This window comes from Sulfitobacter pacificus, assembly GCF_030159975.1.
GTDB classification, from domain to species: Bacteria; Pseudomonadota; Alphaproteobacteria; order Rhodobacterales; family Rhodobacteraceae; genus Sulfitobacter; species Sulfitobacter pacificus.
On sequence record NZ_BSNL01000001.1, the window covers coordinates 37,417 to 53,650 of the forward strand.

Genomic DNA, 16,234 nt, shown 5'->3' on the forward strand with positions numbered 1-16,234 from the left:
CCTTAGGAATATTAAATTATTTCAATACATGGATCTTAACACAAAACGGTGTTCCTTGCCTCATGAATACGTGACAGCGGCAAATCGAAGTCGCGTATCAGGGCGTAAAACAAGGGATGGTTGTGGCGTGGGAGGTGTTTCACCTTCGCCTTAGCTAAAACTGGCGGGGAGTTGCCTAGCGAGTCGCAATCAAACCAATGACAGCCGCGCTAATCTCAGCCACGAGCGCGTTTCGTGTTTTCCAGTCACTGGGTGTGTCCGGCACATATATCGCGATCAGATATGCCTTGGTGGAGGGTGTGGTTACCATGGCGACAAGACTGCGGGTGTGATCTCGTCCGCCGCCGGATTTATCAACGGCCTGCCAGCCAATGGGCAGGCTTTTGCGCAGCAGTTCCTGTGTCACACTGCCCGGACGCATCCACGCCGCCAATTGCACCCGTGATGCAGGTTGCAGAGCGTTACCTGTCAACAGCTTCTGCCATGTCGAGGTGATCGCCGCAGGTGTTGTGGTGTCGCGCGGATCGCCTGCCACAAACAGGTTCAGGCTCGGCTCCCTCCGGTCCAGACGTGTGATCATATCGCCGATACTGCGCAGGTAGGCGGTGACCTGTTGCGGGCCGCCCAGTACATCAATCAACAAGTTGGCAGCTGTGTTGTCACTTTTGTCCAGTGTGGCGAAACACAAGGCACCGATCGAAAGCGCCCCGCCAATGAGCCGCCGCGTGACCGGGGCGTAGTGCAGAATATCCTGCCGGGTGATGTTGATTGTCGTATTCAGATCAAGTGTATTGCGGTCGACCTGATCAAGGACGGCCCCGCAAAGAACTGATTTGAACGTGCTGTTCATCAAGAAACGTTCGTTTTCCCGATACCCCCAATGCCAAGCGGAACTGGCATCGCGGATCATCACACCGATGCGGGCAGTATGGCGGGTTTCCAAGTCGCGCAGCTTGTCCGCGAGGAGGGCTTGCGCTGGATTGTCGGCAGTGGCGGCGAAGGGCAGAAACGCACAAAAGATCACCAGACAGTATTGGCGCAGAAAGCGGCTTGCCTTAGTCACCCGCGGCCGGGATGCGCCGGGTAGACGCCCAAAATTTCCAGCATGTTAGTGTAATACCCCAATTCATCCAGCGCCAGCTTGACGTTCACATCGTCAGGATGCCCTTCGATATCCGCATAAAACTGGGTGGCGGTAAAGGAGCCGTCCACCATATAGCTTTCCAGTTTGGTCATGTTGATGCCATTGGTGGCAAAGCCGCCCATCGCCTTGTAAAGCGCCGCCGGAATGTTGCGGACCTCGAAAACAAACGTCGTCAGCATCTTGTCGCCGCGCCGCGCAAGGTTGATGTCGGGGGCCATCAGCAAAAACCGTGTGGTGTTGTGGTCCAGATCCTCGATATCGCGTGCCAATACGTCGAGACCATGAATGTCAGCGGCCACTTCACCGGCCAGCACCCCTTCGACAGACCCTTCCGCCAAAGCAAGATCAGCGGCAGCACCGGCGCTGTCAGCGGCGGCCTCAAAGGTGATGCCCTGCGCATCCAGATAGCTGCGGGCCTGCGGCAAAAGGACCATATGGGCCCGCACATGTTTGACCTGATCCAGCGTCACGCCGGGGCGCGCCATCAATGCGATACGTACCCGGACAAATGCTTCGTCGATGATGTGAAGCCCGCTCTTAGGCAACAGGCGGTGAATGTCGGCAACCCGTCCGTAAGTGGTGTTCTCAACCGGCAGCATAGCCAGTTCCGCCCGGCCTTCGCGCACTGCACGGATCACCCCCTCGAAGGTATTGCAGGGTACGGGAATCATCTCGGGGCGGGCTTGCAGACAGGCCTCGTGGCTATAGGCCCCCAAGGCACCTTGAAACGCGATACGTGGCGTGTGTTGGTCCGACATCTGTGCAATCCTTGGTATTAAAGCACCCCTTGGGCGATTGGTCGCGGTAACTACACCTTGCTTGCGATAAGGGAAAGCAATAGATACGCGGCTGAAACGCATCAAATGACAGATACGGACCCAAACCTATGTTCGACACAATGACCCTTACGAAAATTGCCGCTGGCCTGTGTGGCGCTTGGTTAATCCTGTTGCTTGGCAAATGGGCCGGCGAAGAGCTGTACCATGCGGATGCCCATGGTGAACCGTCCTATGTGATCGAAGTGGCGAGCGCCGGAACAGACGAACCAGCCGAGGAAATCGACCTGGTTGCGTTGATGGCTAGTGCCGATGCGGACAAGGGATCAAAGGTGTTTCGCAAGTGTACCGCCTGTCACAAGGTTGACGGCACAGACGGTGTTGGCCCGCATCTGAACGGCGTTGTGGATCGTGACATCGCTGCCGTTGGCGGGTTTGGATACTCTGGTGCGCTGGGCGGCCTTGAAGGTAACTGGACAATTGAGGCGCTGATGGGTTTCCTTGAAAGCCCCAAAAACTACGCGCCGGGCACAACCATGGGTTTCGCCGGTTTGAAAAAGCCCGCCGACCGCGCGGATGTCATCGCCTATCTGAGTAGCCTTCAGTAGGTTCTGCCCCAGACAAGACAGAAAGCCGCCCTTGCCGGGGCGGTTTTTTTATGTGCGTTACGGTAGATAACATATTCGCAACTTGTCTCTTGGTATGCGGCACCGTTAGCTTAGATCTCGACACTTGTTGATTTGCGATACAAAGGATGTGCCTGATGACCAACTTCCAGAATCGTTCCACCGCTGGGCCAACGACAGAGAATCGATGGATGCGATGGTGTGCATTTTGGATGATGGCTTTGGTATTGCTCTGGGCCGCCCCCGTGCGCGCTCAGGATGAGATCATCAAGAGCCATGGGTATAATTTCTATGGTGAGTTGTCCTACCCGGCGGATTTTTCGCATTTGGGGTATGTTAACCCTGACGCCCCCAAAGGGGGCGAGATCTCAATCGCTTTTGTTGGCACGCTTGATTCGATGAACCCCTATTCGGGGAAAGGGCGCGCCCATCTGTTTTCGGTTTTCGGCTATGAAAGCCTTCTGGCAGAAGCTCCGTCAGGGGAATCTGTGCCGGCGGATGTCTATGGCGAATACTATTGCTTGCTTTGTGAAACTGTTGAGTATCCGGCGGATAAATCATGGGTCATTTTCCATATGCGGCCTGAGGCAAGGTTTTCCGACGGCACACCGGTCACCGCACATGACATCGCCTTTTCTCACAACCTGTTACTTGACGAGGGGCTGAAGTCCTATGCGGATGCGGTACGCAAACGTATCCCCAAGGTGGAAGTGATTGATGATCTGACCATCAAATTCTATTTCGCCGACGGCATTTCCCGCCGCAGCTTGATCGAAAGCGTGGGCGGCGTACCGGCCTGGCCCAGAGCGTGGTTTGAAAAAACCGGTCTGGGCCTCAAGGATACCTGGATCGAGAACCCTCCCGGCTCTGGCGCTTACAAAGTCGGGAGTGTCGATATGACCCGTCGTATCGTTTTGGAACGAAACCCAGAGTATTGGGGACGCGATTTGCCGATCAACAAGGGCCGGCATAACTTTGACCGGATCAGGCTGGAAATTTTCAGTGACGATACGGCAGCATTCGAAGCTTTCAAGGCTGGCGAATATACCTTCCGGCGCGAAGGCGATTCAAAGAAATGGGCGACAGGATATGATTTCCCCAAGGTGCAGAACGGGTATATCGTCCGCGAGGAACTGCCAGATGGTGCACCTGCAACCTCATCAGGGATCATTTTCAACCTGAATTCCGAGAACCTGAAAGATCGCCGGGTGCGCGAAGCGGTGGCGCTGGCCTTTAACTTCGAATGGACGAATGAGTCCCTGCAATACGGGCTGTTCAAACAACGCGCCTCATTCAGTCAGGATACGCCTGTGATGGCTCGGGGCGCGCCCGAGGGGGCAGAGCTTGCCCTGCTGAAAAGCCTTGGCGATGTGATTGCGCCGGAAATGCTGACAACTGAGGCGCGTGTGCCGCATACCTCAAATGCCAAATCCTTGCGTGATCGTCGCAATGTGCGCGCGGCTGGCAAGCTGCTGGAAGAGGCAGGCTGGACAGTAGTGAACGGCAAGCGGGTCAATGCCGAAGGGCAACCCCTGCGCCTGAACTTCCTGTTTGATTCCGCCAGTTCGCCCACCGGTACCGCGGTGATCGAGAATTTTGTGGCAAACCTTCAGACCTTTGGTGTCGATGTCGTGTTGGAGAAGGTTGATAGCTCGCAATACACCGCCCGTGAACGGGACCGTGACTATGACCTGTTGTTCGAAAGCTATCCGGCCATGTTGGGCACCGGTGCAGGTCTGCGCCAGTACTTTGGGTCCGAAGCCGCGGCCTTTTCCCTGTTCAATCCGGCAGGGGTGGCCAGCCCGATGGTAGATGCCATCATTGAGGCTTCACTGAACGCTGAAACCCGCGAAGAAGAAAATGCGGCCATGATGGCACTGGATCGGGCGTTGCGCCACGAATTCATCATGATCCCGGTTTGGTACAAACAAAACCATTGGACCGCCTATTACGATCAGTACGAACACCCGGAAGGGCAGCCGCCCTATGCGCTGGGTTATCTTGACTGGTGGTGGTTCAATTCCGAAAAAGCAGCGGCGCTTAAGGCCGCTGGCGCGCTGAGGTAACGACTCCCCCATGGGCGCCTATATCCTTCGACGATTGTTATTGATCATTCCAACCCTGCTGGGGATCATGCTGATTAACTTTGCGCTGGTGCAGTTTGTACCAGGTGGTCCGGTGGAGCAGGCGATTGCCCGTGCGCAGGGCGGTGGCGATGTTTTTGGCGGGTTTTCCGGCAGTAACAATGACGGCGGTGCTGACCCGCTGAACAATGCTTCTGACAGTACCTACATCGGCGCACGCGGCCTGCCGCCGGAATTTATCGAAGAGCTTGAGAAAGAATTCGGGTTCGACAAGCCGCCGGTTGAGCGTTTTGTGAACATGCTGTGGAACTACGTCCGTTTTGATTTCGGGGAGAGTTACTTCCGCTCTATTTCGGTGATTGATCTGATCAAGGAAAAACTGCCGGTGTCGATCACACTGGGGCTATGGTCGACCTTGATTGCCTATCTGGTGTCGATCCCGCTGGGCATCCGCAAGGCGGTGCGCGATGGCTCGCGATTTGACACATGGACCTCGGGTGCGATCATTGCCGCCTATGCGATCCCCGGTTTCCTGTTTGCGATCCTGTTGCTGGTGATGTTCGCAGGCGGGTCATATTGGCAGATTTTCCCGCTGCGCGGCCTGACATCGGATAACTTCGACCAGCTCAGCCTGTTGGGTAAAATCGGTGACTATTTCTGGCACATCACCCTGCCGGTGCTGGCCTCTACCATCAGCGCATTTGCTACGCTGACCTTACTGACGAAGAACAGTTTTCTGGACGAGATCAAGAAACACTATGTCATGACCGCCCGCGCGAAGGGATTGTCGGAACGTGCGGTGCTTTACGGCCATGTATTCCGCAACGCCATGTTGATCGTGATTGCTGGATTCCCGGCGGTGTTCATCGGCGTGTTCTTTGGCGGATCGTTGATCATTGAAACGATTTTCAGCCTTGATGGATTGGGCCGGCTGGGGTTTGAGGCGGCGGTGGCGCGCGATTACCCAATCGTATTTGGCACCCTGTTCATTTTTGGCCTGATCGGGCTGGTTGTTGGTATCCTGTCTGACCTGATGTATGTGCTGGTTGACCCACGGATTGATTTCGAGCGGAGGGAAGGTTGATGGTCCTGTCACCGCTTAATCAACGCCGTTGGCGCAATTTCACACGCAACCGCCGCGCCTATTGGAGCCTGTGGATTTTCGCCATCCTGTTCGGCATTTCCCTGTTTGCGGAATTTGTGGCCAACGACAAGCCGATCCTCGTGAACTATCGCGGCGAATATTATACCCCGATTTTCAACTTCTACCCCGAAACCGCGTTTGGCGGCGATTTCCAGACCGAAGCGGTGTACCGCGATCCAGAGGTGAAATGCCTGATCGCGACCGGTGGTCTGGATCTGTGTTTCGATGATCCAGATGCCTATATCGAGGATGCGCAGGACGGTGTGATCGAGGGTGAGGAGATCAGCAAAGGCTGGGCGATCTGGCCGATCATCCCCTATTCCTTCAACACCGCCGTTGACCGCCCCGGTGCTGCCCCTCTGCCGCCAAATGGGCAGAACTGGCTGGGTACCGATGGCACCAAACGCGATGTTATGGCGCGGGTCATCCACGGCTTCCGACTGTCAATCATGTTTACCCTGATTGTCACCGGCCTTGCCTCGCTGATTGGGGTGATCGCGGGGGCGGTGCAGGGGTTCTTTGGCGGCTGGGTTGATCTGATCTTTCAGCGGGTGATCGAAATCTGGTCTTCCACCCCGTCGCTTTATGTCATCATCATCATGTTTGCGATTTTAGGGCGCAGTTTCTGGCTGCTTGTGTTCCTGTTGGTGCTGTTCAGCTGGACATCCCTTGTGGGTGTGGTGCGGGCTGAATTCCTGCGCGCGCGCAACCTTGAATATGTCCGTGCCGCCCGGGCACTGGGTGTCAGCAACGTCACAATCATGTTCCGCCATATGCTGCCCAATGCAATGGTGGCGATGCTGACGATGTTGCCGTTCATCATCACCGGTACAATCAGCACATTGGCGATCCTAGATTTCCTCGGCTTTGGTTTGCCATCCTCGGCACCCTCCCTGGGAGAGCTGACCTTGCAGGCGAAACAGAACCTGCAAGCGCCGTGGCTTGCCTTCACCGCCTTCTTTACCTTTGCGATCATGCTGTCGCTCTTGGTGTTCATCTTTGAGGGCATCCGCGATGCCTTTGATCCGCGAAAGACGTTTTCCTGATGCCGCTGCTAGAAGTCGAAGACCTGCGTGTGGGGTTCCGCCAGGATGGCAAGCTGTCCGAGGCGGTCAAAGGTGTCAGCTTTCACGTAGAGCGGGGCGAAACCGTGGCGCTGGTGGGGGAATCCGGGTCCGGCAAATCCGTATCGGCACTTTCAACCGTGTCCTTGCTGGGCGACAGTGCCGAAGTGTCGGGCTCTGTCACCTATGACGGGCAACAGATGATCGGAGCGGATGATACGCTGCTGCGCAAGGTGCGGGGCAATGACATCAGTTTCATTTTTCAGGAACCGATGACCTCCTTGAATCCGCTGCACACCATCGAAAAGCAGCTGGGTGAAAGCCTTGCCCTGCATCAGGGGCTTGTCGGTGCCACGGCCCGCAGCCGCATTCTGGAGCTGCTGGAACAGGTCGGGATCAACGATGCCGAAAGTCGGCTGGGTGCCTATCCGCATCAGCTGTCCGGCGGGCAACGTCAGCGTGTGATGATTGCCATGGCGCTGGCGAATAAGCCGGATGTGCTGATCGCGGACGAGCCGACAACGGCGCTGGACGTCACCATTCAAGCGCAAATTCTGGATCTGTTGAAAGACCTCAAGGACCGGATGGGCATGGGGCTGTTGTTCATCACCCATGATCTGGGCATCGTGCGCCGCATTGCGGACCGTGTCTGTGTGATGCAGCATGGCGAAATTGTGGAACAAGGGGTGACGCGCGAGATTTTCGACAATCCGCAACACCCCTACACGATCAAACTGCTGGGGGCGGAGCCGACGGGCGAACCCGACCCGGTGCCCGAAGATGCAGCGGAAGTTGTCAGCACCGAACACCTGAAGGTCTGGTTTCCGATTACCCAGGGGCTGCTGCGCCGGACCGTAGGGCACGTGAAGGCGGTGAACGATGCAAGCCTGTCTGTGCGGGCTGGTGAAACCCTTGGGATCGTGGGTGAAAGCGGCTCTGGTAAGACCACGATGGCGCTGGCGATCATGCGGCTGATTGCCTCCGAGGGGGGCATCACCTTTATGGGGCAGGACGTACGGCAATGGTCCACCCGCGAGCTGCGCAAACTGCGCTCTGACATGCAGATCGTTTTTCAGGATCCTTTCGGTTCGCTGTCTCCGCGCATGACCTGTTTCCAGATCATCGCCGAAGGGCTGAGCATTCATGGCGTTGATCAAAGCCGCGACCAGCGCACGCTGGTGCATGAGGTGATGGGTGAAGTTGGATTAGATCCTGCCACGATGGACCGCTATCCGCATGAATTTTCCGGTGGCCAACGCCAGCGGATCGCAATCGCCCGCGCCATGGTCCTGCGTCCGAAATTGCTGGTGCTGGATGAACCGACCTCGGCACTGGATATGACGGTGCAGGTGCAAATTGTCGAATTGCTGCGCGACCTTCAGATGAAATATGGGCTGGCCTATCTGTTCATCAGTCACGACCTCAAAGTGGTGCGGGCGATGTCGCACAAGGTGATGGTGATGAAACGTGGCGATGTGGTGGAATACGGGCCGGCGGCGGAGCTTTATGAGCGGCCACAGTCGGAATATACCCGTAGCCTGTTACAAGCGACGACCTGAGAGGCGGGCGGTTGATCCAGATCAATTCGTCACCCCTGTTCCTTGCGCAATACTGACCGGATGAACACCAGACCCCATGGCGCGCCCCAGTTGCGGCCCCCGACCTTCACCGATCTACGTCAGAGTATTGCCGCCGGCATGCAGGACTTTCTGGCCGCGCCGGTGCCCGATCTGTTTTTCGCGAGCTTCTTTGTTATCGCAGGTCTTGTGATGGCGGCAATTACCTATGCCACGGGCACGACCTTCTGGCTGATCCTTGCGGTGATGGGGTTTCCCTTGCTCGGTGCCTTGGCTGCCTTGGGGTTTTACGAGGTCAGCCGCCGCCGCGCGGCAGGCGAGTCGCTGGCCCTGTCTCAGGTTGCATCGGTGGTCTGGTTTCATCGGGGTGAGCAACTGCCCTGGTTGGCGGCGATCATCATCGTGGCGTTTCTGTTCTGGTTCTTTCTGGGGCATATGATCTTTGCGCTGTTTCTGGGTCTGTCGCCGATGACCAATGTTTCCACGTCGCTGGACATTTTTCTGACCACCGAAGGGCTGATGATGCTGGGGTTTGGCACGGCGGTTGGGGCTGTTTTTGCGCTGTTTGTCTTTTCGATCTCTGTCATGGGCATGCCGATGCTGCTGGACCGTGACGTTGATTTTATCACCGCGCTGCTGCGCTCTATCGCTGCGGTGCGTGCGGCACCTTTTGTCTACATGTGTTGGGGGGCTGTGGTGGCGGTGCTGACCCTCTTGGCGATGGTGCCGATGTTTCTGGGATTGTTTGTGGTCATGCCCGTCCTTGGACATGCCACATGGCATCTTTACCGCAGCCTTTCCGATGGGGCTTAGGCGCTGATCAAACCGGCCAGCATCGCGCCAAGGGCGACGATATGGATCAACATGATCGCCCTATCGTTCCACAAAAGGCCCACGGTAAACCAACCGACCAGCCCGACCAGAAACAGATAGATGTTCAACGGTGTCATGCCAAAAGCTGTGGCGGTATAGCCCATGATCTGGATGATCGAGGCCAGCCATTTCAAAAGGAAAACAAGTTTCTCGCGGTTGAGCGCGCGACGCTGCCAGAGGCGGGACGAGAGAGTTGGGTTTTCAAAGGACGGTTGCATAGGACATCTCCAAGGGGCCGAGGAACGCGGCCTGCACCTGCGCCGCAGTTAGATTAACATCACCAAAGCTTTGCGCCCTGGCACCACAGGCCGCTGCCACCAACGTCACGTCAAAGCCGAAGTCGCGCGCCGCGCGTGTGGTTGCATCAATACACATCTGGGTCATCGCCCCGACAATGGTCAGCTGCGCAATGCCCGCCTCTGTCAGCCGGGCGTGCAGGTCGGTTTCATGAAAGCTGTTGGGCCGGTGTTTAAGGACAATGGCCTCGCCGGGGAGCGGTGCCACGCTGGGATGAATTTCCGCCCCTGCGGTGCCGGGGCGGAAAAACGGAGCCTTGGAGCTGGCCGCTTCGTGGCGGACATGGATCACCAGATCGCCCGCCGCCCGCGCGGTCTCCAGAACAGCGCGGGCGGCTTCTGCCACTTGCGCCATTTCATCCACCGGCCAAAGCCCGCCTGTGAAATAGTCGTTCTGGATGTCGACCAGAATAAGAGCTTTTGGCGAGGGCACGCTGCGGCTCACAGTTTTGCAAGGTCAAGGCAGATTACCTTGCGAGGAGAAAACCAACGGCGGCGTTTTGCAGGTTTGGCCGGGGGGACCTCGTGCAGCTGGACACAGCCCATGCGGGTTGCGGTCATCATGGAATGCGCGTAAATATTTAACATGTTCTTTCCCTTCTGTGTTGACTTGATGTCTATAGTTATGGGGAAATACGAATAATTAGCGAGTCATCTAAAATCAGGTAATGTAAGCTGAGGTTTAATATGCAATGGCGTAACCTTCCCCCGCTATCGGCGCTGCGCGCGTTTTCCGCTTTTGCCGAGACCCGCAATGTGGTCGCCGCTGGCGAAGCCTTGGGCGTCAGCCATGCAGCGATCAGCCAACAATTGCGCGCTTTGGAGGGTCATCTTGACGTTGCCTTGCTGGATCGTTCCGGGCGCAGCCTTGCACTGACCATCGCAGGGGAGCGGCTGGCAGGTGCACTGCGCATCGGTTTCGCCGGTATGATCGAGGTGGTCGAGGAAATCACCGGGCAGCATGAAACCCGTCCCCTGCATATTTCGACCACCCCTACCTTTGCCGCCTCATGGTTGATGCCGCGCCTGCCGACCTTTCGCGAGGCCTATCCTGAAATTGATTTAATGATCGACCCGTCACCGCTTGTCGTGGCGCTGGAAGGCAGCGGAATTGATGTTGCGATCCGCTATGGCGCGGGCAGCTGGCCGGGGGTTGAGGCAGAGATATTGTTGCAATCGCCCATGGTTGTGGTTGCCGCCCCGTCTCTGGTGGGGGAAAAGCCGTTTGAGGATCTGAAAGACCTGTCAAACTTTCCCTGGTTGGAAGAATTCTGCACCTCAGAGGCGACCAATTGGTTCAGGCGGTTCGGCGTGCCCAGAGCCAAGCTGGGCATGATGCAGGTGCCGGGGAATTTGATGCTGGACGGTGCGCGGGACGGGCAGGGGGTGGTGGTTACCGTGCGCGAATTTGTTGCCCGTGATATCGCTGCGGGCCGGCTGCGCGAGCTTCATGTCGAGGAGCGTTCAAACGACGGGTATCACATCGTCACCCGTCCCGGTGTACAGCGCAAATGGGCCAAAGCCTTTACCAGCTGGTTGCGCCGCGAGGCCGCGGCGGCCAATGCGGTCAGCCCGGCCCGATCATAAAGCAGCTGATCTGACGCGCAGCCAGCCGCCGGCAGGCCAGATCTGCGGTTTCGCGGGTCATACCCAGAAAGTTCGCGTCAAACCCCTGTGGGCGACGCACAACCTTGCGCAATGATCCGTCCAGCGTCGACATTTCGGCAAGCGCGGTTTTCAACAGAACCTTTTCGGCGGCGTAACGGCTCGGGAAGCGCCCTACGTTCACGCCCCAATGGCGCCCGCCCGAGGTGGAGACACGGGTGACGATCTCTTGCTCAACCACGCGCTTCTGACGCTTTGCGGCGGGTTTGGTGGCGGCAGAGCTGGGCCGAAGTGCGGGGCGCAAGACGGCACCACCTGCAGCTGCGAGGGTCACATTGGGCACAGGGGCCGCTTGCGGCTCTGGTGTCTTGACGGCTTCTTTCAGCGCGGCGGTGATGTCTGCATTTGTCACGAGCGGCTCCTGAACCGTGGCGACCAAAACCGGGGCCGCTGTGCCGGGGCGCAGTTGCGGGCGCTTGGATTTCTTGACTGCACCTACCAGACGGATGGTCTTTCCCGCGCCGCCGGCCACGGATCCGGGGTTTGTGCTGGGCGTGCTTGGGCTGGTTTCAACATCGGCATAGACTGGTTTTTGCGGTTTGCGCAGGGGCGCACGGGAAGGCGCGCGGCGGAAGCCAAGGTCCATCAATTTGGTCACTTGAGCATTGCGCGATGTGGTGGATTTGCCGCCAAATACGGTCACGATAATCCGCTCGCTGCCCCGTTCGGCAGAGGCGGTCAGGTTGAACCCGGCGGCACGTGTGTAGCCGGTCTTGATCCCGTCCGCGCCTTTATAGGAATTCAGAAAACGCCGGTTTGTATGGCTGACCTTGCGCACGCCTGCATCGGCGGTGACCCGTGAAAACAGATTGTAGTATTCAGGGAAGTCATAGAGCAGATGCCGCCCCATAATGGACATATCATGCGCGGTGGACAGGTGGCCCGCCTCTGTCAGTCCATGCATGTTTTTAAAGGTTGTGCGGTTCATCCCCAGAGCTTTGGCCGTGCGGTTCATCCGGCGGGCAAAGCGGGCTTCTGATCCGCCGATCGCTTCACCGATGGCGGTGGCGGCATCATTGGCAGATTTCACTGCGGCGGCGCGGATCAGGTAGCGCAGCGCGATGCGCTGACCGGCGCGCAGGCCGAGTTTGCTGGGCGGTTCGGCGGCGGCCTTTTTGGAGATCGTGACCTTACTGTCGAGAGAGATTTCACCACGTTTGATGGCTTCGAATGCGATATATAGCGTCATCATTTTGGTGAGCGAGGCAGGGTGCAATCGGGTATCAGCGTTCTGTGAATGGATCACCTTACCGGTGCGGGCATCCATCACATAGGCCGCATAGGGGGCTGCCATCGCACTCAGCGGTACGATGACGATCAACCAAAAAGCCGTGATGAAATACAACCCTAAACGGGCTGAGGAAACGCGTCGCGCTCTCATGATTACTGCCTTGTTCTGCCTCAAGACCGCCGATTTTTCGACTGGCCATATTTTTATGATGTCAGGCTAACACAGGTCGAATTTTCAATAAACCCTATGAATCAAGGGAAATCCGGGAATTTGCGAGACTGTGCCGTCAACATTTGGGGGGTGGCAAGGTGCCTCCTACCATGGACAGTATTGTGGCGGGAATAAGGCAAGACTTGGGCGGATTTGCCCAGATTCCTTTTCCGGTTTTGGCGCCGCAGATTCACGATAATTTGTGGATAAAATCCAGTAGTTTAGACAGCTGGTCGATCTGGCCAAAACGTGTGGTGTCTTGGGGCGTTTCTTCCTGTTCGATGGCCCATGTCAGGGGGTGCGGCACGAAGACACCCCATCCCCCCGCCGTCATCATCGGTAGCACATCAGAGGCCATTGAATTGCCTGCCATCAGCCCTTGATCGGCACCGGTGCCATGGCGCTGAAAGATGTCGTGATAGGCAGCTGGGGTCTTGTCCGAAACGATTTCGATGGCGTCAAAGTAGCCGCGTAACCTGGACTGTGCCAGCTTGCGTTCCTGATCTAAGAGGTCGCCTTTGGTGATCAGCAGCAATTTGAACTCATGTTTAAGCGCTTTCACTGTCGCCTCCACATCCGGCAGCAATTCGACCGGATGGGACAGCATATCGCGCCCCGCATCCAACAGTTCACCGATAACACTGGCCGGCACCTTCCCATCGGTGACCTCGATTGCAGTTTCGATCATCGACAGGGTGAAACCTTTGATGCCAAAGCCATAATGTGGCAGATTGCGGCGCTCTGCGGCCAGCAGCCGTATCATCAAATGCTCTTTGTCGGTATGATCGCGCAGTAGGTCAGCAAAGTGATCTTGTGTCAGAGCAAAGAAGCGTTCGTTATGCCAAAGCGTATCATCCGCATCCAACCCGATTGTGGTGAGTGTGACGCTCATTTGCTGCATACCTCTTTCAAAAATCGGTTATCGGGTTATATAACGGCTCTCGCGACTCACAATCGTTCACTCAAACCCGCCGGAGCAGAAATGCGCCCTGATGATTTCATGATGGCAGACCGTTCGGACGACGAAAACGATACCGGACTGCTGACCAAAACCAAACCCAAGACAGCGCGGCCACCCTTGTACAAGGTAATGCTGCTGAACGACGACTTCACGCCGATGGAATTTGTCGTGCTGGTGCTGGAACGCTTTTTCGGGCTGAACCACGCGCAGGCCTTTGAGATCATGCTGACGGTGCATAAAAAGGGGCTGGCAGTTGTTGGTGTCTTCAGTCACGAGATTGCAGAGACAAAGGTGGCACAGGTGATGGATTTCGCACGACGTCACCAGCACCCGCTGCAATGCACTATGGAAAAAGAAGAATAATGCGCAGTGATGCGCCACGGAATAACAAGAGTAGTGCGCAGTGACGCGCAGCGGAAAAAGAAGAACAACACGTGATTGACGCTCGTTTGCAATTGGCGCTGAACGGCGGCGGACTTGACCTGCCTGCCGAAGGACGTATCGCGGTGTTTCGCGCACCGCTTGACGCGGATCTGCGCGGGCTGGACGTGGACCGATGCGATATCATCCATGATTTCAAACCGTTTCACGACAGTTGGGAGGCCCGTGGATATACGGTCAGCCACGCGCCCAAAGGTCCCTATGCCGCCGCCATCGTTTGCCTGCCCCGCGCCAAGGCAGAGGCCCGCACATTGATTGCACAGGCCTGTGCGGTGACGGATGGCATTATCGTCATTGATGGGCAAAAGACTGACGGTGCGGATTCCTTTCTTAAACAAATGCGCGGGCGGGTGACGGTCAACGGGCCGGTGTCCAAAGCCCATGGCAAACTGTTCTGGATATCCGAACCGGCGGCGGATTTCTTTGCCGATTGGGCAGAGGGACCATCACAGACTGCGGGCGGTTTCTGGACGGGGCCGGGCGTGTTTTCGGCGGATGATGTTGATCTGGCCTCGGCCTTGCTGGTGGATGCCCTGCCGGAAAAGCTGAGCGGGACAGTCGTTGATCTGGGGGCTGGCTGGGGGTTCCTTTCGGCGCATGTTCTGACACGTCCGGCGGTGACCCACGTGCATCTGGTCGAGGCCGGGCATCTGGCGCTGGAATGCGCAAGGCGCAATGTCACCGATGAACGGGCAGAATTTCATTGGGCGGATGCCACCGAATGGCAGCCCCCTAACCGGGTAGATGCGGTGGTGATGAATCCCCCATTCCATCAGGGCCGGGCCGCAGAGCCGCAGATCGGGCAGGCATTTGTGACCGCCGCTGCGCGCATTTTATCGCCGAGCGGTGGGCTCTGGATGGTGGCGAATCGTCATTTACCTTATGAGGCGGAGCTTAAGACGCGCTTTGCTCAGGTCACCGAGATCGGTGGCGACGCGCGGTTCAAGCTGTTTCACGCCGCGCGGCCCATCAGGATGCGGCGCAGGGGATAAAGGGGCAGGTCATGTCTTTTTCGGTCAAGGGTAAAACGGTCATTGTGACAGGGGCTGCCAATGGGATTGGTCTGGCTGTTGCACGTCACATGGCGGACAAGGGTGCAAACGTTATGTGCGCTGATGCACATGAGAAAAAGCTGACAGAAGAGTTTGGTGCCGCCCCAGAAGACGGCAACATTCGTACTTTCGCCGGGGATCTGCGCCAGCGTCTGACAATTGCCAACCTTGTTTCCGCGACAATTGATGCCTTTGATCAGGTGGATATTCTGGTCAACGCGTCGCGCCAACTGCTGCCGACAGATGCGTTGGATGTGGAAGATACATCCGTGCAGATGTTGCTGGATCAGAACCTGATGACGGCGCTGCAACTGACGCAATATGTCGCCAAGCGGATGATCAAACAGGCCGAGCTGCAGGAAGAGGGGCAGGTCGGCTCGATCATCAACTTCAGCTCTATTGCAGCAAACCAGATTCAGCCCGAACTGATGGGGTACTCCATCGCCGCCGGGGCGGTGCAGCAAATGACCCGTTCGATGGCACTGACACTGGCCCCGCATCGCATCCGGGTGAACGCGATTTCCTTCGGGTCCGTGATGAGCGGTTCGCTTCGGGTGGCTGTCGCGGAAAACCGCGAATGGCGCGAAGATATCCGTAAACACACGCCACTTGGCCGGATCGCAGCCCCAAACGAGCTATGTGATACAGTGCAATATCTAGCTGCTGACAGCTCCAGCTTCATGACCGGTGAGGTGCTGGTGGTGGATGGCGGGCGCAGTTTGCTGGACGTGGTAAGCGCCCCCGCGCATTAGGTATGTGATGTAGCGCCGGAACCGGTTGCTATGTCTGTGGGCAAGGATTGTTTTGCCCCTTCGGATCACAACTGCGGTCCGAGCATCCGGGCGCAAATATTGGGCCAGATCAGGCAGCAAGATAATAAATAAATGCTACTCTTGGCCAAGTTTATTCCGGCAAAGCGACATTGCCGTTACATTCAGCGAGGTTTTAGGCTTGACCGCGCCCGAGGGCTGGCTTAATCGACGCGGCGACGGCGTTATAGCTCAGTTGGTTAGAGCGAACGACTCATAATCGTTAGGTCCCTGGTTCAAATCCAGGTAACGCCACCATTCTCCCTCTCTCAATATCCAGA

Annotated in this window: 16 protein-coding genes and 1 tRNA gene; 11 read left to right on the plus strand and 6 right to left on the minus strand. The window is 57.1% G+C overall.

Annotated elements, in window-relative coordinates; translation table 11 throughout:
* Window positions 1-175: 175 nt before the first annotated feature.
* Entirely contained in the window at window positions 176-1,063 is an 888-nt protein-coding gene (gene bla, locus QQL78_RS00220; protein ID WP_284369384.1) for a class A beta-lactamase, read from the minus strand.
* A complete protein-coding gene (locus QQL78_RS00225; RefSeq protein WP_284369387.1) occupies window positions 1,060-1,902 on the minus strand; it encodes a prephenate dehydratase in 843 nt (280 codons plus the stop codon). The genes bla and QQL78_RS00225 overlap by 4 nt, the downstream gene beginning before the upstream one ends.
* Before the next feature lie 128 nt (window positions 1,903-2,030).
* Here QQL78_RS00225 and QQL78_RS00230 point away from each other — a divergent pair, with 128 nt between their 5' ends.
* From QQL78_RS00230 to QQL78_RS00255, 6 genes are all read left to right on the plus strand, one after another.
* On the plus strand, window positions 2,031-2,528 hold the full coding sequence (locus QQL78_RS00230; RefSeq protein ID WP_284369389.1) for a c-type cytochrome: 498 nt from the start codon (window positions 2,031-2,033) through the stop codon (window positions 2,526-2,528).
* Between the two features lie 230 nt (window positions 2,529-2,758).
* A complete protein-coding gene (locus QQL78_RS00235) occupies window positions 2,759-4,612 on the plus strand; it encodes an extracellular solute-binding protein (protein WP_284375377.1) in 1,854 nt (617 codons plus the stop codon).
* A 10-nt stretch (window positions 4,613-4,622) separates the two neighbouring features.
* The gene (locus QQL78_RS00240) at window positions 4,623-5,714 is read left to right on the plus strand and encodes a microcin C ABC transporter permease YejB (RefSeq protein WP_284369392.1); all 1,092 of its coding nucleotides are present in this window, start codon (window positions 4,623-4,625) and stop codon (window positions 5,712-5,714) included.
* Window positions 5,714-6,820, plus strand: coding sequence for an ABC transporter permease (locus tag QQL78_RS00245; RefSeq protein ID WP_284369394.1), 1,107 nt, complete (start codon window positions 5,714-5,716; stop codon window positions 6,818-6,820). Before QQL78_RS00240 ends, QQL78_RS00245 begins: the two co-directional genes overlap by 1 nt.
* Complete coding sequence (locus QQL78_RS00250; RefSeq protein ID WP_284369396.1) at window positions 6,820-8,397, plus strand: ABC transporter ATP-binding protein; 1,578 nt, start codon at window positions 6,820-6,822, stop codon at window positions 8,395-8,397. Before QQL78_RS00245 ends, QQL78_RS00250 begins: the two co-directional genes overlap by 1 nt.
* 60 nt (window positions 8,398-8,457) lie before the next feature.
* Window positions 8,458-9,228, plus strand: a complete 771-nt coding sequence (locus QQL78_RS00255) for a DUF2189 domain-containing protein (protein WP_284369398.1) — start codon at window positions 8,458-8,460, stop codon at window positions 9,226-9,228.
* On the opposite strand, the gene QQL78_RS00260 is transcribed toward QQL78_RS00255, so the two are convergent.
* Both QQL78_RS00260 and QQL78_RS00265 read right to left on the minus strand, forming a co-directional pair.
* On the minus strand, window positions 9,225-9,506 hold the full coding sequence (locus QQL78_RS00260; RefSeq protein WP_284369400.1) for a DUF6552 family protein: 282 nt from the start codon (window positions 9,504-9,506) through the stop codon (window positions 9,225-9,227). The genes QQL78_RS00255 and QQL78_RS00260 overlap by 4 nt on opposite strands.
* The gene (locus QQL78_RS00265; RefSeq protein WP_284369402.1) at window positions 9,490-10,017 is read right to left on the minus strand and encodes a cysteine hydrolase family protein; all 528 of its coding nucleotides are present in this window, start codon (window positions 10,015-10,017) and stop codon (window positions 9,490-9,492) included. The genes QQL78_RS00260 and QQL78_RS00265 overlap by 17 nt, the downstream gene beginning before the upstream one ends.
* A 254-nt stretch (window positions 10,018-10,271) precedes the next feature.
* Here QQL78_RS00265 and QQL78_RS00270 point away from each other — a divergent pair, with 254 nt between their 5' ends.
* Window positions 10,272-11,171, plus strand: coding sequence for a LysR family transcriptional regulator (locus QQL78_RS00270; RefSeq protein ID WP_284369404.1), 900 nt, complete (start codon window positions 10,272-10,274; stop codon window positions 11,169-11,171).
* Here QQL78_RS00270 and QQL78_RS00275 read toward each other — a convergent pair.
* Both QQL78_RS00275 and QQL78_RS00280 read right to left on the minus strand, forming a co-directional pair.
* The gene (locus QQL78_RS00275; protein ID WP_284369406.1) at window positions 11,152-12,630 is read right to left on the minus strand and encodes a D-alanyl-D-alanine carboxypeptidase family protein; all 1,479 of its coding nucleotides are present in this window, start codon (window positions 12,628-12,630) and stop codon (window positions 11,152-11,154) included. The two genes, QQL78_RS00270 and QQL78_RS00275, sit on opposite strands and share 20 nt — an antisense overlap.
* A gap of 250 nt (window positions 12,631-12,880) precedes the next feature.
* Complete coding sequence (locus tag QQL78_RS00280) at window positions 12,881-13,582, minus strand: HAD family hydrolase (protein WP_284369408.1); 702 nt, start codon at window positions 13,580-13,582, stop codon at window positions 12,881-12,883.
* A gap of 90 nt (window positions 13,583-13,672) precedes the next feature.
* Between QQL78_RS00280 and clpS the strand changes: the two genes are divergently transcribed.
* The 4 genes from clpS (at window position 13,673) to QQL78_RS00300 (ending at window position 16,211) form a co-directional block, all read left to right on the plus strand.
* Window positions 13,673-14,014: an ATP-dependent Clp protease adapter ClpS gene (gene clpS, locus QQL78_RS00285; protein WP_284369410.1), complete on the plus strand. Its 342-nt coding sequence runs from the start codon at window positions 13,673-13,675 to the stop codon at window positions 14,012-14,014.
* A gap of 71 nt (window positions 14,015-14,085) precedes the next feature.
* Window positions 14,086-15,084 (plus strand): class I SAM-dependent methyltransferase, encoded by a 999-nt coding sequence (locus QQL78_RS00290; RefSeq protein ID WP_284369412.1) that lies wholly within the window; start codon window positions 14,086-14,088, stop codon window positions 15,082-15,084.
* A gap of 11 nt (window positions 15,085-15,095) precedes the next feature.
* On the plus strand, window positions 15,096-15,896 hold the full coding sequence (locus tag QQL78_RS00295; RefSeq protein WP_284369414.1) for an SDR family NAD(P)-dependent oxidoreductase: 801 nt from the start codon (window positions 15,096-15,098) through the stop codon (window positions 15,894-15,896).
* Between the two features lie 238 nt (window positions 15,897-16,134).
* Window positions 16,135-16,211 (plus strand) — tRNA-Met (locus QQL78_RS00300).
* Window positions 16,212-16,234 lie beyond the last annotated feature (23 nt).